The following is a 22028-nucleotide window of genomic DNA, read 5'->3' on the forward strand; positions in this document are numbered from 1 at the left end:
TATTGCCATCTAATGGTTATCCGTTCTTGTATGAGACCGGTCGAGAACAGCCGCCAACAAGGCGTCAGACGTGCCTGCCCGTTACATGCGCTGGCATGCCTGACAGCCCCGCACACGCTGAAATCCCGCTGTCGGTCCACGGCTAGGTAACCGACAACGCATATTTCATTCAAAATCATAAGCCGACCGGACGGTCGATTTTAAGACTTTACCTGTGCGGAAATGTCGTCGGGGAAACCCTAATGCGTTTTATGCGTATTGGATTTCGATGGCTGAAGTCTACGGCTGGCGTCGAGGAAAATCGTGAGCCAATGGGGAGGCGCTTGACGTGTCCCAACGGTCGCAAGGTTCGGGATCGAGAGCCCTCGTGGTCTCTGGAACTGTGCCGAAGTGGAATGACGCAAGTGAACTACAAGGCTCATTTTCGGGCGGATTTCTCGTGGCGTGAAAATCGTCTTGTGCGTGCGGACATTTTCAATGGGCAGACTCACTGTCGACTCGAGCGTTCGCACGATGTACCGTTTTCAGTGCCGCGTTTGATAATCCGTCGCAAACCGTCAAAATGTCACCGACCCAGGCACGGTGGCCCGAGCGTCGCCGGGGTGCTGGGCGCGCGTCAGGCCGACGACGTTGACGCGAGCCCCGGACACCAGATCCCGGCACGCAACACAACACAATGCCCGTCGGCCTCACGCTCGCGCAGCGCCGTGAAGCCGCGCCGCGCGATGGCCCAATGGCGTACGCGGTCCACCGTCCACATCTACCTTTCCCCGGAAGACCGATTATGAGCACCCTCCCGATTTCCTTCGATGACGTCGCCGCCGCGCACGAGCGCATCCGTGGCGTCGCGCACCGCACGCCGGTGCTCACGTCGCGTACCGCCAACGAACGGGCGGGCGCGGAACTCTTCTTCAAGTGCGAGAACCTCCAGCGCATGGGCGCGTTCAAGTTCCGTGGCGCGTACAACGCCATCGCCCAGTTCACGCCCGAACAGAAGGCGGGCGGCGTCATCACGTTCTCGTCGGGAAACCATGCGCAGGCGATTGCACTGTCGGCGAAGCTGCTCGGCGTGAAGGCCGTGATCGTGATGCCGCATGACGCGCCCGCGATCAAGGTCGCCGCGACGCAAGGCTACGGCGGCGAAGTCATCTTCTACGACCGTTATACCGAGGACCGCGAGGCACTCGGCAAGCGTCTCGCCGCCGAGCGCGGCCTGACGCTGATTCCACCCTACGACCACCCGCACGTCATGGCCGGGCAGGGCACCGCGGCAAAGGAGCTCTTCGAGGAAACCGGGCCGCTCGACATGCTGTTCGTTCCGCTCGGCGGCGGCGGCTTGCTCTCGGGATGCGCTACGGCGGCACACGCGCTCGCTCCTGCGTGTACGGTGATCGGCGTCGAGCCCGAGGCGGGCAATGACGGCCAGCGCAGCCTGCAGACCGGCTCGATCGTCCATATCGACACGCCGAAGACCATCGCCGACGGCGCGCAGACGCAGCATCTCGGCCAGTACACCTTCGCGGTGATTCGCGAGCGCGTGCGCGAGATCGTCACGGTGAGCGACGCCGAACTCGTCGACACGATGAAATTCTTTGCGAGCCGCATGAAGATCGTCGTCGAGCCGACTGGCTGTCTCGCGGCGGCGGCGGTGCTCGAAGGAAAGGTGGACGTGCGCGGCAAGCGTGTGGGCATCGTATTGTCGGGCGGAAATGTCGACTTGTTGCGCTTTGCGGAGCTGGTTGGCGCGTAACGCTGGCGGCAGGGAACCTCGGCGCGCCAGTTGTCCGCACGGCCAGGCCGTTCGGCGAGCGCAGCGCCAGCGTTCGTGACGTGTGGGTTTGCGCCCGGGCGCGCTGGCTGCGGATGGATCCCGGCAGCGGCGCGATATCGCGCTATCGGCTGAGCTGCCCGCGTGGACGGATAGCGGGGCGCACGCGTGTGAGCGCGCGTGATAGCGAGCGGGGCCGACCAGGCGCTCGCTGCCCTCGGCTGTTGAAAAGGGATCATCGGAATGCGGTCGTATGTTGGTCGTCAGTTAATTGATTTCTACAACTAATCTAATTTCAGATTTAACGGACGCTTGACGTTTCGGAAATCTCCGATTTCGGCAGTCCGGATTGGATGGTCATATACATAACCTTGCTGCCTGGCGTTGCCATCGGCGGCGGGAAGCAAATCAGGCCGCAAAACAGGCAGCACAGCGGACGTTTCTCCGCATCGCTGTGAGTGCGCCTTCCGGATCCATCCATCATCGAGAGATTGCCAACGTGAAGCTACGCGTCGTCTTGGCGGACGATCACCCTTTCGTTCTGCTAGGTGTGCACGCCGTGTTGAGCGAGGCGGACGGGATCGAGGTCGTCGGCGAGGCGTCCAGCCCCGCCGCGCTCTTTCGCATACTGGCCACTGTGCCGTGCGACGTGGTGGTCACCGACCTAACGATGCCTGGCGGCCCGGACGATGCAGAAGATGGACTGTTTCTGGTGCGGCGGTTGCGCCGCGATTATCCGTCGCTGCATGTCGTTGTACTTACCAGCATCACGAATGTCGTCATTCTGCGTGCTGTGATGCATGCAGGTGTCTCAGCAATGCTGAAGAAGAGCGAGCCCATGGACGAGCTGATACGCGCTGTGCGCGGCGCCGGCTGCGGTCCCGCGTACATCGGCAGTTCGATTCAGCGCGACTTCGCGATTGCAGGCTGGGAGAGCGCCGACAGTATGAGAATGCCGCGCCTCTCGCCGCGTGAGTCGGAAGTGGTGCGCTACTTTGCAGGCGGCCACTCGGTTAGTGAAATCGCGAGGATTCTCGGTCGCGACGTTCGCACGGTGAGCCGCCAGAAGCGCGACGCGATGACGAAGCTCGGTGTTAGTAACGACCCGGGACTCATTGCTCTCGTCCGGGTATACGGCCTTTCATGATCGCGCGTTCGACGCTGGCGGGCCGGTCGCTGCCGGCCGCGCTCCCCTTGTTTGCCACGCGACGCGAAGACGCGCTGCGAGGCCCGTCGTGCAGCGAGCCAGTTCATGCCATGACAGATATCACCGAAATCACGGCGCCGGTGCGGGTGATCGTCGCGGACGATCACCCGCTCGTGCTGTTCGCGCTGGAGAGCCTGATCGCCAGCTTTGCCAATCTGCAGGTCGTCGCGCGTGCGCAGACGGCGCCGCAGCTCTTTGAAGAGGCCGCGCGTCACAACTTCGACCTTGTGCTGATGGACCTGCACATGCCAGGGCTTGGCGGCGAGGAAGGGTACGACGTACTCCGGCGCTTCCGGCAGCGTTTCGCGCAGAAGGCGGTCGTGGTCCTGACGATGGAAACCAATGCCGACGCGCTGCGTGGGGCGCTCGAACTGGACGTCGATGCAGTGCTCAGCAAGCGCGACCGCATCGATCTCATTCCGGTTGCAATCGCATCGGCCATCGCGCATGAACACTACGTAGGCCCCGTGGTACGCGACCTGCTGCTGCAAGCGTCGCGCGCGCAGCGTCGCGAGCAGGTGCATCGGATATTGTCGCGACGCGAACTGGAGGTATTCACCCATTACGTCTCCGGCCTCGGCGTGACCGAGATCGCGAGTCTTCTGGGGCGCAGCGTCAAGACGATCAGCGCGCAGAAGTGTGCCGCCATGAAGAAGCTGTCGCTCGACAACGATGTCGAGCTTTACCGTTTCGCGGTGGAGTGCGGCGTTGCACAGGGTGAACCTTCTTGACCTTCGCATCCGCCTGATTGCCAGCGATCCATCCGTTTATGCAAACCGCCATCGGGTCTCAGGACTGTATTCAGAGTGTCGATGAATCGCGCGCCCCGGTGCGCGTGATCATCGCGGACGATCATGAATGCGTGCGTGTCGGCGTGGCGGGGTTGCTGAGCGCGTCGTTACACATAACCGTGGTCGCCGAAGCGCACGACACGCAGACGCTCGCCGAACAACTCGACCTCTATCCCTGCGACGTCGTGGTGTCGGACGTCTGGATGCCGGGTATGCACGGCGAATATAGCTCGCTCGCCATGCTGAGGCGGCTCATACGCTCGCGGAGGGGGCCGGCGGTCGTGGTGCTCACCATGGTGTCGAGCGCGCCAGTCCTCACTGGCCTGCTGCAGTTCGGCTTGACGGTCATCGTTGACAAGCGCGATGTGCCGTTCTCGCTGATTCCCGCCATCGAAGCGGCTAGCCGCGGAATCCCCTATCTTTCCGATTTCGCACGCACGGCACTGCAGCGCGCCGGCACACGGTGTCCGCCGTGCGCAGGTGTGCCGAGCGCACGTGAATGGGAGGTCTTCCAGCTTTACGCGCAAGGCATGCCGATCCGCGAGATTGCGTCGCGGCTCGGGCGCAGCGCCAAGACCATCAGCACTCAGAAGCGCAGCACGATGCGCAAACTCGGTCTCGAAACGGAGGGCGATCTCATGGACTTCGCCAAGCAGATCGGCCTCACGTGAGTGGTCGTACGACGTGATCTGTCGGAATATCTCGCGAGCTCGATCGTAGTTATGCCGCCCGATTTTAAGAACCGTCCTATTCGAGGCGTGCGGCGTACTTCAGATAATGCTTCGCTCGACTCAGATGCGTCCTGGATTCCCGGTGCTACACGCGAATCCTGACGGGCGCGATGGGACGTATCGGTTACCACCTACAGACGAGCAGTGCCTGCACGGCATGAAGCGGGGCACGGAGGCGGATTAATGAAGCTCGGTATTCGGTTGGGGATTGAAGCGGCCGGTTCCGCGTGGCTCGTGTTTGCGGGTTGCGCGAGCGCCGCGATCAACGTGAGCGTTCCCATGCAGGGCAGGAGCGTGTTCGACATGGCGATGGCGTTTGGCCTCGCGTTGTGCGTTGCGACTTTTGCCGCCGGGCGCGTCGCGAGTGCGCATTTCAACCCGGCTGTCACGATCGGCTATACGGTTGCGGGGCGCTTTCCCGTGCGTGACGTCGCACCGTACATCGCCACGCAGACGATCGGCGCAATTGCGGGGGCTGCGCTGCTTGCCTTCGTCGCGGGCGGGCGTCCGGGCTTCGCAATCACGGTTTCTGAGCTCGGCGCCAACGGTTACGGTGAGCATTCACCAGGCGACTACGCGCTTCATGCCGTGTTTGCCGTCGAGTTCGCCCTGTCGTTCGCGTTCGTTGCAATGCATCTGATCATGTCCATCTCGCCAAGGCGCCGCGCATCAGCGCCGGTCGCGCTGGGCGCCTGTCTCACAGTGATCTGCCTGATCGCCATTCCGGTCAGCAATGGCGGAATCAATCCCTCGCGTTCGACCGGTCCTGCGCTTTTCGTCGGCGACTGGGCGCTTGACCAACTGTGGCTCTTCTGGGCGGCGCCGATGGTGGGTGGCATTTCGGCAGGACTGTGCCACCGGTTCGTGTGCCAACGGCGGGCGAACGCGCGCCATTCCGCCAGGTCGTACGGCAACGCCTGAGGCAGGGCGACAACATAGTGTCGATGTCACGGAAGCCATCCCTCGCTGATAGTGTCCTCAGGCGGGTGCGGGTGGTGTTCTTCAGGGTGCTCGTTGTACCCGTGCTCGTGCTGGGGGGCGGACTATTGCCCGACCTCGCGAGCGACGCTGCGCGCGCGGCGACGGGCTTCGGTGCCGCAGCCGAGGCGGGCGTGGTACCGGCCAGGTCGACACCGGCGATGCGACCGGAGCTGATCGTCGGCGTGGTCGCCGGCGGGCGACCACCGCTCGAGGTACTCGACGGCGGGAAGCTGACCGGCTTCAGTGCGGATTACCTGCGCCTGCTCGTCGGAACGGGTGCAACGCTCGTGCCTCGCGTGTTTGCCGACATGCCTGCGTTGCTGAGCGCAGCATGCAGAGGTGAGATCGACATCATCATGAGCCGCTTACGCGCGCCGGAGCATGACCGCTGCCTCGCGGTCACTGCGCCGTACCTGAGCGGCAACAGCGCGTTCGTGACCCGCGCGGGCAATGAAGGCGTGGCCATGTCGGCTGCCAGGCTCGCACGTGCGCGGATCGCTGTGGAAAAGGGCTTCGTCCTCGAAAAGGTGCTGCACGAGCAATTTCCTCAAGCCCGCATCCTCGCCTATACGAGTACGCCGGACGCGCTGCGCGCTGTCGATGCGGGAGCAGCGGACACCTACGCAGGCTTCGCGCCAGCCGTGCGCTACGAGCTTTCCCTCGACACGTTTCGCGACCTGCGCCTCGCTCACGAAGAGCGTAACCGCGTGCAAAAGCTGCGATTCGCTGTGCCGCTATCGAAGGAGGCGTTGCGCGACCGGTTGAACGCGGCGTTCGCAGGCGTGCGGCCTGCCGACGCCGCGGCGGTGCGTGCACGCTGGCTTGCGCAAACCGCCACCTCTGCGGCGCCCACGCTCAAGCTTAGTGACGATGAGCGCTCGTGGCTGAGCGCGCTGCCAGCGCTAAAGGTCGGCGTTGACGACGACTGGCCTCCGTTCAGCAGCGGTCGACTACGACGTCCGGGCGGGATTGCCGGCGACTACCTTGACTATCTGGCGCGCGCGCTAGGCGTGACGTTCCAGCCCGTGCCGTTTTCGGCCTGGCACGATGTGGCCGGTCCGTTCAGCCGCGGCGAACTGGCCTTGCTCGTGACGTCCGCGCACGACGCCACTGTGGATTCGTCCGCGCTCTTCACGCAGCCCATCGAGCACTATCCGCTCGTGCTCGTCGGCCGCAGCGAAGAGCCGATGGCGCGCGGCATCGAAGACTTCGCTGGCCGCCGCATTGCGCTGGGGCCACATATGCCTGCGCTGTCGCAGATCTTCGCCGACGTGCGTGCGGTGCACGTCGCGCGCGCATCGAACGTGCAGGCAGGGCTCCGGATGGTGGCGCAATATCAGGCCGACGTTCTGGTCGGCAACGCGGCGGCACTCGACGTCCGGCTCAGTCGCGGATACGCAGGTACGCTCAAGGTGCTCGGCGTGCTCGACACCAACGAAGCCGTCAGCCTTGCCGCGCGCCCCGACCTTGCTCCGCTCGTGGCGTTGATCGACCGCGCGCTGGCTGCGATGCCACTCGCTGAACGCGAGCGGATCCGCAACCGCTGGGTGACGGGTGGGCCGGGCGTGACCGGCGGCTGGAGCGTGAACGCGTTGCGACTGTTGCCGTTCGTGATCGTGTTTGGCGTGGTGCTGCTCGTGACACTGCGCGCTTATGTGCTGCTGCAGCGCGAGATGCGCCGTCGCCGACGCGCCGAGCACATTCTTGCCCGGCAAGTGGAACTGCAGGACACGGTGATGGAGATGATTCCGTATCCATTGGGTGCGCGGGATCTGGCGGGCCGCTATATCGCCGTCAATCGCGCGTATGAGGAGATAACCGGGCTGCAGCGCGCGCGCGTCATTGGCCGTGACGGCACGTCCGTGCTGGCGTGGGGTGCGGACAATGACGGACCTGTGGAAGAGCTTTTCCAGCGCGCCGTCCGGGAGGGCGGAAACCAGCGCGTCGAACTGGCGTTCGACGGTCCAGGCGGCGAGTCTCGACACGGTATCTTCTGGATGCGGCTGTGTCGCGACGCTCACGGCAAGCCATTGTGCGTGCTCGGCACGATGATCGAGATCACCGAAATTCGTCGCGCCGAAATGCGCGCGCGCGAATCGGAACGGCTGCTCTCGGACGTTACGCGCTCGTTGCCTGTGCTCGTGTTCCGGTTGCGGCGCTCGTCCTTTGGCGCGTATTCATTTCCATATCTGGGCGGCGACTCGCAGCGCCTGCTCGGGGACGACGTCCAGGAACTCATGCGCGCCCGCACGCTTGATGTGGTCCGGGTGCACCGGCATGACCGCAAGCGTCTGCGTGCACAACTCGAGCGCTCGGCGCGGCGGCTCGAACCGGTGAATACCGAGTTTCGCTACTTCGGCGGGGCGGGTCTGGTGTGGGTACGCGCGGAATTCGTGCCGCACCTCGAAGAGGACGGCGCGGTCCTCTGGAGCGGGTATGCGGTCGATGCAAACGTCGAGCACGCGCGCGCCGACGAACTGGCGCGTGCGCGCGATCTGGCCGAGGCGGCGTCGCGCGCGAAGGACGACTTCCTTGCCATGATGAGCCACGAGATCCGCACGCCGATGAACGGCGTGCTGGGCCTCGTCGAAGTCCTCGAGCGCACGCCGCTCAATCCCGACCAGACGCAGATGATCAGCATGGTGCACGAATCGGCGGGAGCGCTGCTGCAGATACTGGACGACCTGCTCGACTATTCGAAGATCCAGGCTGGCCGTCTCGTCATCGTTTCGGAGCCGTTCGACGTTCGCGAACTCGTCGACAATGCGGTCGGCCTGCTGGCAGGGCGTGCACACGAAAAAGGCTTGAAGGTGCGCGTCGACGTCGAGCCGGGCGTCGCGGCCACGCTGCGCGGTGACAGCGTGCGACTTCGGCAAATCCTGTTCAATCTGCTGAGCAACGCGATCAAGTTCACGTCGCGCGGTGAAGTGAGCGTGCTCGTGTCTGCGCAAGACGTGCCAGACACAGGCGCGCCCGCGAGTCAGATCCTGTCGCTTGTCGTGGCGGACACGGGAATCGGCATTGCCCCGGACGCGCAGACCCGGCTTTTCGAGCCGTTCGTGCAGGTCGAGACGACCACGACGCGGCGCTTTGGCGGCACGGGCCTCGGCCTGACCATCTGTCGCAGGCTTGCAGCGCTAATGGACGGTACGCTGGAGTTGCACAGCGCGCCTGGGCGCGGAACGGACCTGACGCTGCGTATCGAATTGCCGGTCGAGGTGCAGTCGGTCGTTTCGCAGGGCTTGCGCGGCAAGCGTGCGCTGGTCGTCTGTGATGACGAGCGCGTGGCCGCTGCATTGATGCATTTCGGCGAGACGCTTGGAATGCACATGACGAGCGCGTCGGACACTAACCTCGATGCGAACACTATGAGTGCCTATGCCGGAATTGATCTCGTGCTTGCCAGCGAATCGTGTGCGGCCGACATGTCCGGCCTCGGCGCAGCCGTCATCGGCTTGACCGACAATCCGAAGCCGACCGGCTATCGGGTGGCGGAGACCGGCGTGCGGCTGAGCGTCAATCCGCTTAGCTGGCGTGGACTGAATGCGGCCTGTGCGATGGCACTCGTGCGGCCGCAAGTCGTGCCCGAGCATTCCTCCGGCGTGCTTGCACCCGCACTCGCCGTGCCCGATCGCGAGAAGGAGCGCGCGGCGGGCCGCCTGATACTGGTGGCAGAGGATCATCCGGTGAACCGCGAGTTGATCAGCCATCAACTTGCGTTGCTTGGTTTCGCCTGCGATGTGGTGAACGACGGCGCAGAGGCGCTCGTAGCCCTGGAGAAGAATCACTACGGCTGCCTGATCACCGACTGCCATATGCCGGACGTATCGGGCTACGATCTCGCGCGGCGCGTGCGGGAAAGCGAGAGCAGGCGGGGCGGCACGCGGCGTCTGCCGATCCTCGCCATCACGGCGAACACCGCGCCGGAGAACCTTCACCTCTGCCGTGAGGCGGGTATGGACGACTGTATTATCAAACCCACGCGCGTCGCGACGTTGCGCGAGCATCTTGCACACTGGTTCGGGGCGCAGGGCGTGAATCGGGCGACGCCGGAACCGGCTCCTGCAATCGGGCCGCAGCCGCCTGCGCCGGTTGCAGCGGGCGCGATCGAGCCGCTCGATCTGGCTCGCATGATCCAGGTGTGGGGAAGCGAGACGTTGGTGAAGGGGCTGCTTGACGCATTCGTGCCAGCATTCCGTGACGATCTGGATGCGTTGCCACCGCTCCTCGAAGCCGTCGACGTCGCGCGTCTGCGCGAATGGCATCATCGCGTGGCTGGCGCGGTGGGCGTGCTGCAGTATCCGGTGCTGTTCGCGTTACTCGATACGTTCCGAAGTCATATCGATGTGTATCGTCGTCATATAAGCACTCACACCGCGGCGCAGCTGCGCGACGCCGGGCGTGAACTGATCAGTACGTGCAACACGATACTCGACGCCATCGCGCAGCAGGCGCGGAGCCTGGCTCAACCCGTGGAGTGACACAGGCGGCGACAGTGGGCAGATTCCGGCGAAATCCGGCCGAGCATGCGCCCGAGCGGCACAAAAAAAACGCGGCCGAAGCCGCGTTCAAGCTTGGAGACCCTTCGATGAAGAGTCACTTCTCGCAATTTCAAGATTAGATGCACTTCCGGAAAAAAGCGAGATAAAAACGCTTAACTAACTATTACAGGAAATTGCAGGAATCGGTCGTGGGGACTCCGTCTGATTCCGGAACCAGTCGACCGTGAAGTCGACGAACGAGCGCGTCTTTGCCGGCACATGCCGGCGGCCGGGATAGACGAGCGAGAGTTCCCTGTCCGCGTCACGGATGGTGTAGTCGCCGAGCACGCGGACCACGGCGCCGCACGCGAGATCTGCCACCACCTGGTCCGAAGGAAGAATTGCGATCCCCATGCCCGCAAGCGCCGCCTGTCGCTGCATCACGGCATCGTTGACCGCATACGCGGGTTCGATGCGCACGCCACTGCGCGTTCCGTCCGGGGCTTCGAATTGCCAGTCGTCGCCGTGGATGTCGGACGACGGCGCGAGTACCGTGTGCTGCGCGAGTTCGGCTGGACAGTGTGGCACGCCCTGGGTTGCCAGGTAGGCGGGCGCGGCTACCAGAACGGGGGCGATCGTGACGAGTGGACGCCGGATAAGCGTTCCACCGCTCACCTGTTGCGGAGCGACGATGCCCGCATCGAAACCCTCTTCAATCAGGTCGACTTGCCGGTGCAGCAGCGTGAGACTCACGCGAACCTGGGGGAACGTGGCGAGAAAACGCTGGAGCAGCGGTGTGAGGCCGTTGATCGAGAACGACGCGTGGGCAACGAGGCGCAGGGTCCCTGACGGCACCGCGACGCCATGCGCAATCTGCGTTTCGATGTGCTCCAGATCGTCGAGCACTTGCCGGCACCCTTGTGCGTAAGTCATTCCCGCTTCGGTCAACGACACGCTGCGCGTATTGCGGTTGACGAGCCGCGTGTTGAGGTGCGCTTCGAGCAGCGCGACATAGCGTGTGACCACCGCGTTGGAGAGGCTGAGGCTGGCGGCAGCGCGACCGAACGAGCCATGTGCGGCGACGCTCAGGAACACGCGCATCGCCTGAAGCTGATTCATCGATCTTGGGGGCGTCGACATCGGAGAGTGATTCTCGTGCAACAGGTGAAGTAAAAGCGGTGGGGGCTACGGGGGAACATCCATGCGGGACGCCGTTGCATGCCGGCCAGATAGTACCGACACGGGTGTGTGTAGGGGAATGGGACGCTTCTGAATCTTCGGCTTGTATCAAATTCGTCGTGTCGCCTTTCGACAACGCTTTAAAGAGATACGACCGAACTCACCGTCGCATCATGAAAGTGAGATAGGGCGCGATCGTTGCGATGCAAGCGATTGCGGCGCTAGCCACTTTATTTTTCGACTTCCTCAAAAGACCTTTTGTGTTTATGCGGGGTGGTTGACGCAAAAGCGTCGCCCATAAACTCAGGGATGCATATCAAAGCAGCGCCGCGTCATAGCGGCATGGAACATGGCGATGCCGGCAGTGAGCCGGTGTCGATGTTCTCTTTCCCCGAAGGGCATAGCATCAAAGGAAGGATATGAAGAAGACTCTGATTCTGGCGGCCGTGTCCGCGACGTTTGCATCGGCATCGTATGCGCAAAGCAGCGTCACGCTGTACGGCGTTGTCGACGCCGGCTTCACGTACACGACCAACATCAACGGCAACAACAATTTCGCGATCACCAGCGGAAACGTCCAGAACAGCCGCTGGGGCTTGCGCGGCATGGAAGATCTCGGTGGCGGCCTGAAGGCGATCTTCAATCTTGAAAGCGGCTTCGACGTATCGAACGGCTCGTTGAACAACAGCAGCTCGATGTTCAACCGCATGGCGTACGTCGGCCTGAGCCATCCGGAGTACGGTACGCTCACGCTGGGCCGCCAGTTCGACTCAGTGGTCGATTACGTCGGTCCGCTCATGGCAGTCGGCACGTGGGGCGGCACCTACACGGCGCACGTCCTCGACAACGACAACGGCAACGCCACGTTCTCGATCAACAACTCGGTCAAGTACGCCAGCCCGAACTATGACGGCTTCGAGTTCGGCGGTCTCTACGGCTTCTCGAACAAAGCGGGCGGCTTCGCGGACAACCGCACGTACAGCTTCGGCGCGAGCTACAAGTACGACGGCCTGCAGATTGGCGCGGCCTGGCTGCAGGCGCAGGGGATGGACTTCAACGGGGCCGGCTCGGTCCAGGGTTCGCCGCTCGCCATGTTCAACCTGAATCACCGTCAGCGCGTGTGGGGTGCCGGCGCGAGCTACACCTATGGTCCGTTGGTCGGCGGTGTCGTGTTCACGCAGACGCGTATCAACGACGTCGGCAGCAACTCGCTGCGCTTCAACAACATTGAAGGTAACCTGCGCTACAACCTGACGCCGGCGCTCGGCATCGGCGCGATGTACACGTACACGAATGCCAACGGTTCGGACACGGTGCTCAACACGAACGGCAGCCGTTCGGCACACTGGCACCAGTTCGCGCTGCAAGCTGACTACTCACTGTCGAAGCGCACGGACGTGTATCTCGAAGGCGTGGGCCTCTGGGGCTCGGGTGAGAACGCGGTCGGTATGACGCAGATTGGTTCCACGTCGTCGGGCGGTCTCTCGTCGTCGAAGAACCAGGGCATCATTACGACGGGTATTCGTCACCGCTTCTAAAGCGGCCTGACTGGTTGAAAAAAGAAGAGCGCCCTTAGCGGCGCTCTTTTTTTGCCTGTTTTTTTACCTGGATTTGCCAGTTTGGGACGCGTCTGACGTTATCTCGAAATTTGCTCTAGCATGTGGGAACGCTGCCGAAGCGGTACGGTGCGGCGCACCACAACAACGGAGAATTCTCATGATTGCGCTTCGTCCATTGCAGTTTGCTCTCGCCTTGTCTTTCCTCGTTGCATCGGGCGCCACGTTCGCCGACACCGTCGCGCTCAAGGCCAATCTCCAGCCGTCCAGCGAAGTCCCGCCGCGTGTGAGCCACGGTCATGGCACGCTCGACGCCACGTTCGACACGTCGACGAAGTCGCTGCAATGGACGGTGACTTACGCTGACCTGTCGGGTCCTGTCGCGGCCGCGCACTTCCACGGTCCGGCGCCCGTTGGCCAGAACGCCAATGTGCAGGTGCCGATTGCGAAGGGCGATACGCCGAGCCCGATCAAGGGAACGGCGACCCTTGACGAAAAGCAGGCAGCCGATCTCATGGCCGGGCAGTGGTACGTCAACGTTCACACGAAGCAGAATCCGTCCGGCGAAATTCGCGGCCAGGTGTTGCCGGCCAACTGACGGTGCGTATTGGCGTCTTGTCCGCGGCGCGCGTGCCATGCCGTGGCGCCGCGGTGCAGCTTACCGGAGCGTGAGCCGATGAGCTGGCAAAGCGCGCTGATTTGCTGGTTTCTGCGCCGACGATTTCTGCCCGCAACACGCGAGCCGATCGACGTCGCTTTTGCACGCGCGCATGCGGCGAAGCGCGTGTGGTCTCCGCGTCCGCCCAACGGCTTTCGACTCCACGAGCAATACGCTGCCGCCGATGCGCCGTTGCGCGGGGAGTGGCTGCTCCGCGTGGCAGGGGCGACGCGCACCATCCTCTATTTCCACGGCGGCGGCTACTACTTCTGCTCGCCGAAATCCCATCGCTCGATTACCTTTGGTCTCGCTCCGCGTGCACAAGCCGACGTGTTCTCGCTCGACTATCGCCTCGCGCCCGAGCATCCGTTCCCCGCTGCACACGACGATGCGCTCGCTGCGTACCGGCAGTTGCTGGCCACTGGCAGGCGCGCCGGGTCGATCGTGATTGCGGGCGACTCCGCGGGCGGTGGGCTTGCGCTCGCGACGCTGGTTGCGCTGCGCGACGCCGGCGATCCGCTGCCGGCCGGCGCGCTGCTCTATTCACCGTGGACCGATCTCGCCTGTACTGGCGCGTCGCTTCGCGAAAACGACGGGCAAGATCCGATGTTCAGTGCCGACGCGTTCGCTCGCGTGGCGCCACTTTATCTCGGCGCGACGCACGCAACGCATCCCTGGGCATCGCCGGTCCACGCCGACCTGCGTGGCTTGCCGCCGCTCTTCATGCTGGCGGGCAGCACAGAGGTGCTACTCGACGACACGTTGCGCGTCGCCGACCGCGCCCGCGCCGCGGGCGTGCGTGTCGAATGCGAGATAGGGCAGGGTTTGCCGCACATCTGGCCGATTTACGCGCCGTTTGCGCCGGAGGCGCGGCGCGCGCTCGACGACTCGGCCCGTTTCGTGCGGCGTGTCACCGCGACGGCGGACGCGCAGGGCCCTCAGTCGAGCGAAACGTCGATCGCTTCGTAGGCCGCCTGGACTGCCGCTTCGCCGTAGCGGCGTTCGAGCCGTCGCACGGTGAAGTGGCCATGCGCGACATGCTGGAAGTGATTCATGAACACGGTGTTGACCATGGCGCCGAGTACGGCACCGATCGCCGGGATCGATTTCGCCGCGACCTGCTCGGTCACCTGCACCGAAAAGCGCGCAGCGATGTTTTGCATGAGCTTGACGAGCGCTGTCGATCCATGGACGGCGAAGCCTTTCGTCGCCATCTCCGAGGACGCCTTCGACACCGCCTGCGCCAGCGCCCCGCGCACGATGAAGTAGCCGAAGTCGGCTTCGTCGTCGGTGGGCGAGCGGCCGCCCATGCCGAACACCGTCAGGCATTGCAGCTGGGTGTCGGGATTCGCGAGGTCCTCGCCCTCGCTGCGCGCGATGTCGCAGATCGAGCGGAACATCAGCGTCGTCGTGACCGGCAGTTCGACCGGCAGCGCGAACAGGCCGAACGCGCCGCCCGCCGCGCCGGTCGTCGCAACCGCGAATTTGTGGAGCAGATTGCCCGGCTTCGCACCCGGCGCGCCGTTCCCGACAGCGCCCTTGCCAAGCGTCTTGAGCGCGATCTGCAGGCATCTGCGCAGCGCGGCCTGGGTCGCCTCGTTCACCTTGTCGCTCGCGAGCCCGGGCAGTTTCGCGATCATCTTTTCAACGGGCGCACCGACGATGGCCGCCAGTTGCATGCCGAGCGGCGGACTTTCGAGCAGGTGCTTGGCGCGCCGCAGCGTCTCGAGGTCGGCTTCGGACAGTGCCACGGTGGTGTCCGGGGTATCGGGCGCATCGGGCACATTGGACGTTTCGGACTGTGGCCCCATAAATCTCCCGCTGGAAGTGGAGTTTGCGTTCAGCGTGCATCGTTCAGAGCGGCGGGCGGCGTGCCCGCGGCTCGCGAACGTCAAGTGTGCCCAGTGTAGGGGATGACGTCGTGATATTATTTTAATCTTTGACGCGTCAAACGTTGCTGGATCAAAAAATGGCTGTCCATACTGCCGCCCACCACACAAGTGGGCAGGTTCTGCCGTTCCGTGAGTCGCTGCTGGCCATGCTCGGTGTTTCCTTCGTGACGATGCTGGTCGCACTCGATCAGACTGTTGTCGGGACCGCGCTGCCTACCATCGTCTCCGAACTGCGCGGCTTCGAGCTGTACGCATGGGTCGCGACGTCGTACCTGCTCACGTCGGTGATTACCGTCCCGATTTTTGGCCGGCTCGGCGATTACTACGGGCGCAAGCCATTCCTGATTGCGTCGATCGTCGTCTTCACCGCCGCCTCGGTACTTTGCGGCGCCGCCAACAGCATGCTGTTCCTTGTGATCGCGCGCGGGCTACAGGGCATCGGCGGCGGCATGCTGGTTGGCACCGCCTTCGCCTGCATTCCCGATCTTTTTCCCGATTCGGTCGTTCGCCTGCGCTGGCAGGTGCTCATGAGTTCGGCGTTTGGTATCGCCAACGCGATCGGACCGTCGCTCGGCGGGTTCCTCACGCAGTACTACGGCTGGCGCTCGGTGTTCTACGTGAACCTGCCGGTCGGGCTCGTTTCGCTCGTCTTCGTCTTGCGCTATCTGCCGCATTTGCGGCACGTCGTACACGAGACGCGCATGCGGCTCGACTGGCCCGGCGCGCTCCTCATCGCGCTCGCGCTCGGTAGCCTGCAACTGTTCGTCGAACGCTTGCCGAGGCACGGCCTGTCGTTCTCCGCCGTGGTGCTGCTCGCCGTCGCCGTCTCCGCCGCGTGGGCGCTGTGGCGCTGGGAGCGCCGCTGTCCTCAGGCGATTCTCCCTGTCGACATGTTCCGCAACCCGAGCCTCACGGCGCTCTTCACCCTTGCGGTTCTGGGCGGATTCACGATGTTCTCGCTGCTGTTCTACGCACCGCTCTTGTTCCAGGGCGGGTTCGGGATGTCGCCGAACGAGGCGGGCCTCGTCATCACGCCGCTCGTCGTGTTCATCACCATCGGAAGCATTGCGAACGGGCGCATCGTTTCGCGCATCCGCAACCCGAACGTCATGCTCTATATCGGCTTTGCGATGATCGCCGTGGCATGTCTCTCCATTTTCGTCGCGACGCATACTACGCCGCGGCCGTTGCTGATGTCGCTGATGATCTTCGGTGGACTCGGGCTCGGTTTCGTCTTGCCGAATCTCACCATATTCACGCAGCAAACCGCCGGGCGTGAGCACCTCGGTATCGCGACGGCGCTCCTGCAGTCGCTGCGGATGATCGGCGGGATGTTCGGCACGGCGCTTACCGGAACGATGGTCACGCATCTGTACGCGAGCGGCGTGCGCAATGCGCTCGATGCCGATCACGCGACGCACTGGATGCCACAGCTCGCCGATCCGCAGATTCTCATCAACCGCGACGCCCAGGCCTCGCTGATCGCCGATCTCACGCACGCAGGGCACAATGGCGCGCTGCTGCTCGAGTCCGCGCGCGAATCGCTCGTTGGCGCGATTCATCTGGGCATCGCTGTGGCGGGCGTGATTGCGCTCGTGTCGCTCTGGCAGACGCGGCGCGTGCCGCCCGTCCGTCTGCAACGCAAGGTCGAGCCCGTCGTCCACGCGGACTGACGTGGCCAGAATTCCAGCCTGAAGCCAGGCCATAACGACAAAAGTCACGACATGGATACACCGGATCGCATCGCCATCGTCCAGCAGTTCGGAAGGACCTATCGCGCGTTCATGGCGGGTTTCGAGGCGCAGGTGGGGCATCCGCTGCCGCGCTGGCGCATCATGCTCGCGCTGTACGAGCAGAACGGGGAATCGTCGCAGAAGCGGCTCGTCGAGAGGTTGCGCGTCGATCCTGGCGCGCTCACGCGGCAGTTGAAGTCGCTCGAATCGCTCGGCTGGATCGAGCGCAGCAGCGACGCACGTGACAATCGCATCACGAACGTCCGTCTTACCGAAGCCGGGCGCTCTGCAACCGAAGCGAGCCTGCCGCGCCGCAACGCGTTTCTGAACCTGACGATGTCGCTACCCGACGACGCGCTGGCAGCGCTCTCGGGCGCGCTTCGCATGATGGAGGCGCGCATCGGCGAGGCGGCGAGCGCTGCGCAAGCGCAGGCCGACGCCGCTGGCGGCACCTGACACCCTGCGTCGCCGGGCCTCGCGCTCTTGCCGCGCAAGGTTGCGCGTCGCGCGAAACGAATCAGAAGTACGTCCCGATCACTTCCGTCACCTGATACGACGGATCCACCATCAGCACCTGACGCCACTTGTCGAACGTGAGGCACGGGTGCGAAATGTCGAAGGCGATCATGTCGCCGACTTCGATATCGGCGTCTGCTGGAATCTGCAGGTAGGCGTGCTGATCCATCATCTGGAAGATTTGCCAGCCTTCGCTCGCGGCGATCTCGCGGGGCGCCGCGCCGCTTGCGCGATCGCGCGACGGACGGAAGTGCCGTGAGGGCTCGGGAAAACCTGCGTCGTACGCGGCATCGCGCTTGCCGAAGCCGATAATCGCGCGACCCGGTTCCGGAATCGACTGCACATAGGCCCAGAGCTGCAGCGCGGGCAGGAGCGCGACGCCCATCTCACGCGCGACCGGATTGCGCGTGAGGATCTGCGACTGCGCTTCCTTGTACACGCCGACGTCGTGCGTCACATAGCAGCCGGGGCGCAGCACGACTTCGACGACATCCGCTTTCGAGGCGCCTGCGAATTCTTCGGCGACCACGTCATACCAGGCCGATCCCGCGCCGGAGAGCAGCGCGGGCGCGCGCGCGAATCGGCCCGCGGCGGCCAGCTCCTTCGTGATGTTGACGGCATCGCGCAGGAACGCGCGGACTTCGCTTTCCTCCTTGAGGATGCCCTCGTAGAGTTCGACGCCCGCGAGCTTGATCGAATCGCGATTGCGCCTGATTGCTTCAACCACCGCATCGCGCGTTTGCGCGTCGCGCACGCCAGTGCGGCCGCCCGGCACGCCAAGTTCGAGCAGCACCTGCAGCTTGCGCCCGGCCGCGCGAAAGAACTCACCCAGTTGCTCGACGCCCTGCACCGAATCGACGAGACAGAAAAACTCGAAGTCGGGATCGCTGAGCAGTTCGCCGATCATCATCATGTTGTGGCGCCCGACCAGCTGATTCGCCATCAGTACGCGCGTGATGCCGCCTCGATACGCGATGCGCGTCTGGTGCGCGGTCGCCAGCGTGATGCCCCACGCACCGGTGTCGATCTGGCGGCGAAAGAGTTGCGGCGCCATCGTCGTCTTGCCGTGCGGGGCGAGCTTCACGCCGTAGCGCGTGACGAAATCCTGCATCCATTTCAGGTTGTGCTCGACGCGGTCCGAATAGAGGACTGCGGCGGGCAGGCTCACATCCTCGTTCAGCAAGTTCCACTCGAGTCGTGATGCGTCGGCGAGCTGCACGCTCGTGCCCGGCACGTTCCCGAGTCCTTTGCTGTTCGGGTCGACTGTCGCGCCCTGATAGTTTGTAACTTTCATTTCCATTCGCTCCATTTCGCCACTGGACAACGTCTGGCGTTGACCCGAAGATGGTACACAAAGTACCATGGCCACGTGAATTGTTATTTGTTAACAGAACGCGTCAAAATTGCACGGGGTTCGCCCGATACTGGCCGTTCACGCCTGCCCAATGTCCGTCCACATGAATTCTGCCGTTGAACCGGGCCGCTTCGATATCGTCGCACGCATCGCAGGGTGCGTGCCCACGTTGCGTCCGGCCGAGCGCGAGGTCGCTGCGCTGATCCTCGATGACCTCGCGAGCGCAGCGCGCGCGAGCATCGGCGAACTGGCGCGGCGCGCCGGCGTGAGCGTCGCGTCCGTGACCCGCTTCGCCAAGACGGTGGGCTGCGAGGACGTGCGCGAACTGAAGCTGCGGCTCGCGCAGGCGGCTGCCGTGGGTGAGCGTTTCCTGCGCAGCGGCGCGATGGCCGAGGCCGGGAAGGGCACGAAGCGGCGCGGCAGCGGCGAACGGGATAAGCGCGGCAAGGACGCCGCGCCCGAACCGCTCGCCACGCGCGTCTTCGACGAAATCCATACGGCGCTCGCGCGCAATCATGATTTGTTGCGCGAGGCGCCGATCGCCGAGGCCGCCGAGGCGTTGCGCGCTGCACGCATGATCTACGTGTTTGGCATGGGCGGAAGCTCCACGGCGCTCGCCGACGAAATGCGCTTTCGCCTCGTGCGACTTGGCCGCCCGGTGGCGTCGTATCAGGACAGCCTGTTGCAGCGCATGGTGGCGAGCACGATGTCACCGGAGTCCGTCGTCGTTGCGCTTTCCGTGACGGGGCGCGTGCCGGAGATGCTCGACAGTTGCCGCATCGCGCGCGACTACGGCGCGAAAATCATTGCGCTTACCGCGCCCGCTTCGCCGCTTGCTGCGATGGCCGACTGGCTCGTTCCGATCGTCGCTGGCGAGACCGATTTCATTTACAAGCCGTCATCGTCGCGCTACGCGATGATGATGGCGCTCGATGTCCTTGTGACCGAACTGGCGCTCTCCCAGCCCGAGCAAACGCGCGAATTGCTGCGCCGCGTGAAGCACACGCTCGATGCGCATCGCGGGGGCGGTGAGCGGCAGCCGCTTGGTGATTGACTGCGTTGCATGGGATGGGAACGCTCTGCGTGGGTCCGGAGTAAGTGCTGAAGCACTAACTCCGGGCCGACATAAGCGCTAAAGCGCCAAGTCCGATCGACAGCTCTGCATGGGATGGGACTAAGTGCTAAAGCGCTAAGTCCCATCGACAGGAGAAACATATGCATTCCCACCCGGAAGCCGCCGATACGCTGATCATCGACGCAATGCTCTACGATGGCACCGGCTCGGCGCCGCTCGAGCGCGACGTGGCGCTTCGCAACGGCCGCATCGTGGCGATCGGCAATCTGTCGAACTGGCTCGCCGACGATGTGATCGAGGCGAACGGCCGCGCGCTCGCGCCTGGTTTCATCGACGTGCATACCCACGACGACACCCACGTGATTCGCGCTCCGCAGATGCTGCCGAAAATCAGCCAGGGCGTGACGACAGTGATCGTCGGCAACTGCGGGATCAGCGCGTCGCCGGTGACGCTCAAGGGCGATCCGCCTGATCCGATGAACCTGCTCGGCGATCGCGATGCATTTCGCTATCCGACCTTTTCCGCCTGGATCGATGCCGTGAATGCGGCGAAACCCGCGGTGAACGTCGGCGCACTGATCGGCCATACGGCGCTGCGCAACAATCACTTGGACGATCTCAAGCGCGCGGCCACGTCCGCCGAGATTGCCGCGATGCGCGCGCAACTCGAAGACGCGCTGGCGCACGGCGCGCTCGGGCTTTCCACGGGGCTCGCTTACGGTTCGGCGTATGAGGCCTCGATCGAGGAAGTCGCCAAGCTCGCCGAGCCGCTCGCGGCGGCGGGCGCGCTCTACACGACGCACATGCGCACCGAGTTCGACGCGATTCTCGACGCGATGGATGAGGCGTATCACATCGGTCGCCATGCGCGCGTGCCGGTCGTCATCTCGCACCTGAAATGCGCCGGACCTTCGAACTGGGGGCGCAGCGCGCAAGTGCTGACTTCGCTCGAAGGCGCGCGCAGGTATCAGCCGGTGGGCTGCGACTGCTATCCGTATAGCCGCAGTTCGTCGACGCTCGATCTCAAGCAGGTGACCGGCGATATCGACATCACGATCACGTGGTCAACGCCGCATCCCGAGCAGGCGGGCAAGCTCATTAAGGCAATCGCGCAGGAGTGGGGCGTCACACAGCAGGAAGCGGCGAGGCGCCTGCAGCCGGCGGGCGCGGTGTACCACAATATGTCCGAGGACGACGTGCGCCGCATTCTCTCGCACCCCGCGACGATGGTCGGCTCGGACGGCCTGCCGAACGATCCATTGCCGCATCCACGGTTGTGGGGCGCGTTTCCGCGCGTGCTCGGCCACTACGTGCGTGACGCGGCGCTGATTCCGCTCGAAGAGGCGGTGCGCAAGATGACGAGCCTGTCCGCGCGGCGTTTCGGGCTGACTGAGCGCGGCGAGGTGCGCGTCGGCTGGCATGCCGACCTCGTGCTGTTCGATCCGGCGACGGTGCGCGACACGGCGACGTTCGACAAGCCGCAGCAGGTGGCGGACGGCATTGACGCGGTGTGGGTGAATGGCGTGCTTTCATACCGCGATGGCCAGCCGACCGGTGAGCGTGCAGGCCATTTCGTCGCGCGCGGCGAGCGCACGACGCAGGCGTTCGCTGCACAGGCATTCTGATCTACGAATCTTGAACCTCGCCGCGTGCTGCCATGACCACCGAGCACGCGTCGAACGATCTGCAAGCAAGGAGCAAACGATGAAACGAATTGGAGCGGAAGGCGGCAAGGGCCAGGGCGGACAGCATCTGCCGTTCGCGCGCGCCGTGGAAGCCGACGGCTGGCTGTACGTCTCGGGCCAGACGCCGATGGAGGGCGGCGAAGTGATCAACGGCGGCATCGTCGAACAGTCGCACAAGGCGATCCAGAATCTGTTCGCGATCCTGAAGGAAGCGGGATACGGTGCCGAGCACGTGGTGCGCTGCGGCGTGTGGCTCGACGACGCGCGCGATTTCCAGTCCTTCAACAAGGTCTTCCGAGAGTATTTCGGCGAGCATCCGCCGGCGCGCGCATGCGTGCAGTCGAGTATGGTGGTCGACTGCAAGGTCGAGATCGACTGCGTCGCTTACAAGGCTCCGGCCGGGAAGTAATCGTGCGGGCAC

At 64.1% G+C, this 22028-nt stretch carries 18 protein-coding genes; 14 read left to right on the forward strand and 4 right to left on the reverse strand.

Going from position 1 to position 22028, the window contains the following annotated elements:
- Positions 1–616 precede the first annotated feature (616 nt).
- Positions 617–760 carry a hypothetical protein gene (locus L0U80_RS01805; RefSeq protein ID WP_233862151.1) on the reverse strand — a complete coding sequence of 48 codons (144 nt, stop codon included), beginning with the start codon at positions 758–760 and terminating at the stop codon, positions 617–619.
- 24 nt (positions 761–784) lie between these two features.
- Here L0U80_RS01805 and L0U80_RS01810 point away from each other — a divergent pair, with 24 nt between their 5' ends.
- The 6 genes from L0U80_RS01810 (at position 785) to L0U80_RS01835 (ending at position 9959) form a co-directional block, all read left to right on the forward strand.
- Complete coding sequence (locus L0U80_RS01810) at positions 785–1750, forward strand: threo-3-hydroxy-L-aspartate ammonia-lyase (protein WP_233862152.1); 966 nt, start codon at positions 785–787, stop codon at positions 1748–1750.
- A 517-nt stretch (positions 1751–2267) separates the two neighbouring features.
- Positions 2268–2915 carry a response regulator gene (locus L0U80_RS01815; RefSeq protein ID WP_233862154.1) on the forward strand — a complete coding sequence of 216 codons (648 nt, stop codon included), beginning with the start codon at positions 2268–2270 and terminating at the stop codon, positions 2913–2915.
- A 110-nt stretch (positions 2916–3025) separates the two neighbouring features.
- A complete protein-coding gene (locus tag L0U80_RS01820) occupies positions 3026–3706 on the forward strand; it encodes a response regulator (protein WP_233862155.1) in 681 nt (226 codons plus the stop codon).
- A gap of 38 nt (positions 3707–3744) precedes the next feature.
- The gene (locus L0U80_RS01825) at positions 3745–4437 is read left to right on the forward strand and encodes a response regulator (protein WP_233862157.1); all 693 of its coding nucleotides are present in this window, start codon (positions 3745–3747) and stop codon (positions 4435–4437) included.
- A 243-nt stretch (positions 4438–4680) separates the two neighbouring features.
- Entirely contained in the window at positions 4681–5418 is a 738-nt protein-coding gene (locus tag L0U80_RS01830; RefSeq protein WP_233862159.1) for an aquaporin, read from the forward strand.
- Positions 5419–5489: 71 nt separating this feature from the next.
- On the forward strand, positions 5490–9959 hold the full coding sequence (locus L0U80_RS01835; RefSeq protein WP_233862161.1) for an ATP-binding protein: 4470 nt from the start codon (positions 5490–5492) through the stop codon (positions 9957–9959).
- 177 nt (positions 9960–10136) lie between these two features.
- Here L0U80_RS01835 and L0U80_RS01840 read toward each other — a convergent pair whose 3' ends face one another.
- Positions 10137–11078, reverse strand: coding sequence for a LysR family transcriptional regulator (locus L0U80_RS01840; RefSeq protein ID WP_233862163.1), 942 nt, complete (start codon positions 11076–11078; stop codon positions 10137–10139).
- A gap of 479 nt (positions 11079–11557) precedes the next feature.
- Here L0U80_RS01840 and L0U80_RS01845 point away from each other — a divergent pair, with 479 nt between their 5' ends.
- The 3 genes from L0U80_RS01845 (at position 11558) to L0U80_RS01855 (ending at position 14321) form a co-directional block, all read left to right on the forward strand.
- Entirely contained in the window at positions 11558–12676 is a 1119-nt protein-coding gene (locus tag L0U80_RS01845; protein ID WP_233862164.1) for a porin, read from the forward strand.
- A gap of 178 nt (positions 12677–12854) precedes the next feature.
- Positions 12855–13292, forward strand: coding sequence for a CHRD domain-containing protein (locus L0U80_RS01850; protein ID WP_233862165.1), 438 nt, complete (start codon positions 12855–12857; stop codon positions 13290–13292).
- 78 nt (positions 13293–13370) lie between these two features.
- Positions 13371–14321, forward strand: a complete 951-nt coding sequence (locus L0U80_RS01855; protein ID WP_233862166.1) for an alpha/beta hydrolase — start codon at positions 13371–13373, stop codon at positions 14319–14321.
- Here L0U80_RS01855 and L0U80_RS01860 read toward each other — a convergent pair.
- The gene (locus tag L0U80_RS01860) at positions 14291–15163 is read right to left on the reverse strand and encodes an EcsC family protein (RefSeq protein WP_233862167.1); all 873 of its coding nucleotides are present in this window, start codon (positions 15161–15163) and stop codon (positions 14291–14293) included. The two genes, L0U80_RS01855 and L0U80_RS01860, sit on opposite strands and share 31 nt — an antisense overlap.
- 158 nt (positions 15164–15321) lie before the next feature.
- Between L0U80_RS01860 and L0U80_RS01865 the strand changes: the two genes are divergently transcribed.
- Entirely contained in the window at positions 15322–16917 is a 1596-nt protein-coding gene (locus L0U80_RS01865; RefSeq protein ID WP_233862168.1) for an MDR family MFS transporter, read from the forward strand.
- A 51-nt stretch (positions 16918–16968) separates the two neighbouring features.
- Entirely contained in the window at positions 16969–17433 is a 465-nt protein-coding gene (locus tag L0U80_RS01870; RefSeq protein WP_233862169.1) for a MarR family winged helix-turn-helix transcriptional regulator, read from the forward strand.
- Between the two features lie 61 nt (positions 17434–17494).
- Here L0U80_RS01870 and L0U80_RS01875 read toward each other — a convergent pair whose 3' ends face one another.
- Complete coding sequence (locus L0U80_RS01875) at positions 17495–18787, reverse strand: amino acid deaminase (protein WP_233862170.1); 1293 nt, start codon at positions 18785–18787, stop codon at positions 17495–17497.
- A 163-nt stretch (positions 18788–18950) separates the two neighbouring features.
- Between L0U80_RS01875 and L0U80_RS01880 the strand changes: the two genes are divergently transcribed.
- From L0U80_RS01880 to L0U80_RS01890, 3 genes are all read left to right on the forward strand, one after another.
- On the forward strand, positions 18951–19901 hold the full coding sequence (locus L0U80_RS01880) for a MurR/RpiR family transcriptional regulator (protein WP_233862171.1): 951 nt from the start codon (positions 18951–18953) through the stop codon (positions 19899–19901).
- A 161-nt stretch (positions 19902–20062) separates the two neighbouring features.
- Positions 20063–21547, forward strand: coding sequence for an N-acyl-D-amino-acid deacylase family protein (locus L0U80_RS01885; protein WP_233862173.1), 1485 nt, complete (start codon positions 20063–20065; stop codon positions 21545–21547).
- A gap of 79 nt (positions 21548–21626) precedes the next feature.
- Positions 21627–22016 (forward strand): RidA family protein, encoded by a 390-nt coding sequence (locus L0U80_RS01890; protein ID WP_233862175.1) that lies wholly within the window; start codon positions 21627–21629, stop codon positions 22014–22016.
- Positions 22017–22028: the final 12 nt, after the last annotated feature.

It is taken from the genome of Paraburkholderia adhaesiva (genome assembly GCF_021390575.1).
Lineage (GTDB): Bacteria > Pseudomonadota > Gammaproteobacteria > Burkholderiales > Burkholderiaceae > Paraburkholderia > Paraburkholderia adhaesiva.

What these genes read in the sequence shown, in the direction of transcription:
- L0U80_RS01840 (WP_233862163.1), bottom strand. Translation starts at nt 11,078, where the DNA reads ATGAATCAGCTTCAGGCGATGCGCGTGTTCCTGAGCGTCGCCGCACAT.
- L0U80_RS01890 (WP_233862175.1), top strand. Translation starts at nt 21,627, where the DNA reads ATGAAACGAATTGGAGCGGAAGGCGGCAAGGGCCAGGGCGGACAGCAT.
- L0U80_RS01820 (WP_233862155.1), top strand. Translation starts at nt 3,026, where the DNA reads ATGACAGATATCACCGAAATCACGGCGCCGGTGCGGGTGATCGTCGCG.
- L0U80_RS01830 (WP_233862159.1), top strand. Translation starts at nt 4,681, where the DNA reads ATGAAGCTCGGTATTCGGTTGGGGATTGAAGCGGCCGGTTCCGCGTGG.
- L0U80_RS01860 (WP_233862167.1), bottom strand. Translation starts at nt 15,163, where the DNA reads ATGGGGCCACAGTCCGAAACGTCCAATGTGCCCGATGCGCCCGATACC.
- L0U80_RS01810 (WP_233862152.1), top strand. Translation starts at nt 785, where the DNA reads ATGAGCACCCTCCCGATTTCCTTCGATGACGTCGCCGCCGCGCACGAG.
- L0U80_RS01845 (WP_233862164.1), top strand. Translation starts at nt 11,558, where the DNA reads ATGAAGAAGACTCTGATTCTGGCGGCCGTGTCCGCGACGTTTGCATCG.
- L0U80_RS01855 (WP_233862166.1), top strand. Translation starts at nt 13,371, where the DNA reads ATGAGCTGGCAAAGCGCGCTGATTTGCTGGTTTCTGCGCCGACGATTT.
- L0U80_RS01850 (WP_233862165.1), top strand. Translation starts at nt 12,855, where the DNA reads ATGATTGCGCTTCGTCCATTGCAGTTTGCTCTCGCCTTGTCTTTCCTC.
- L0U80_RS01865 (WP_233862168.1), top strand. Translation starts at nt 15,322, where the DNA reads ATGGCTGTCCATACTGCCGCCCACCACACAAGTGGGCAGGTTCTGCCG.
- L0U80_RS01885 (WP_233862173.1), top strand. Translation starts at nt 20,063, where the DNA reads ATGCATTCCCACCCGGAAGCCGCCGATACGCTGATCATCGACGCAATG.
- L0U80_RS01875 (WP_233862170.1), bottom strand. Translation starts at nt 18,787, where the DNA reads ATGAAAGTTACAAACTATCAGGGCGCGACAGTCGACCCGAACAGCAAA.
- L0U80_RS01880 (WP_233862171.1), top strand. Translation starts at nt 18,951, where the DNA reads ATGAATTCTGCCGTTGAACCGGGCCGCTTCGATATCGTCGCACGCATC.
- L0U80_RS01805 (WP_233862151.1), bottom strand. Translation starts at nt 760, where the DNA reads ATGTGGACGGTGGACCGCGTACGCCATTGGGCCATCGCGCGGCGCGGC.
- L0U80_RS01825 (WP_233862157.1), top strand. Translation starts at nt 3,745, where the DNA reads ATGCAAACCGCCATCGGGTCTCAGGACTGTATTCAGAGTGTCGATGAA.
- L0U80_RS01870 (WP_233862169.1), top strand. Translation starts at nt 16,969, where the DNA reads ATGGATACACCGGATCGCATCGCCATCGTCCAGCAGTTCGGAAGGACC.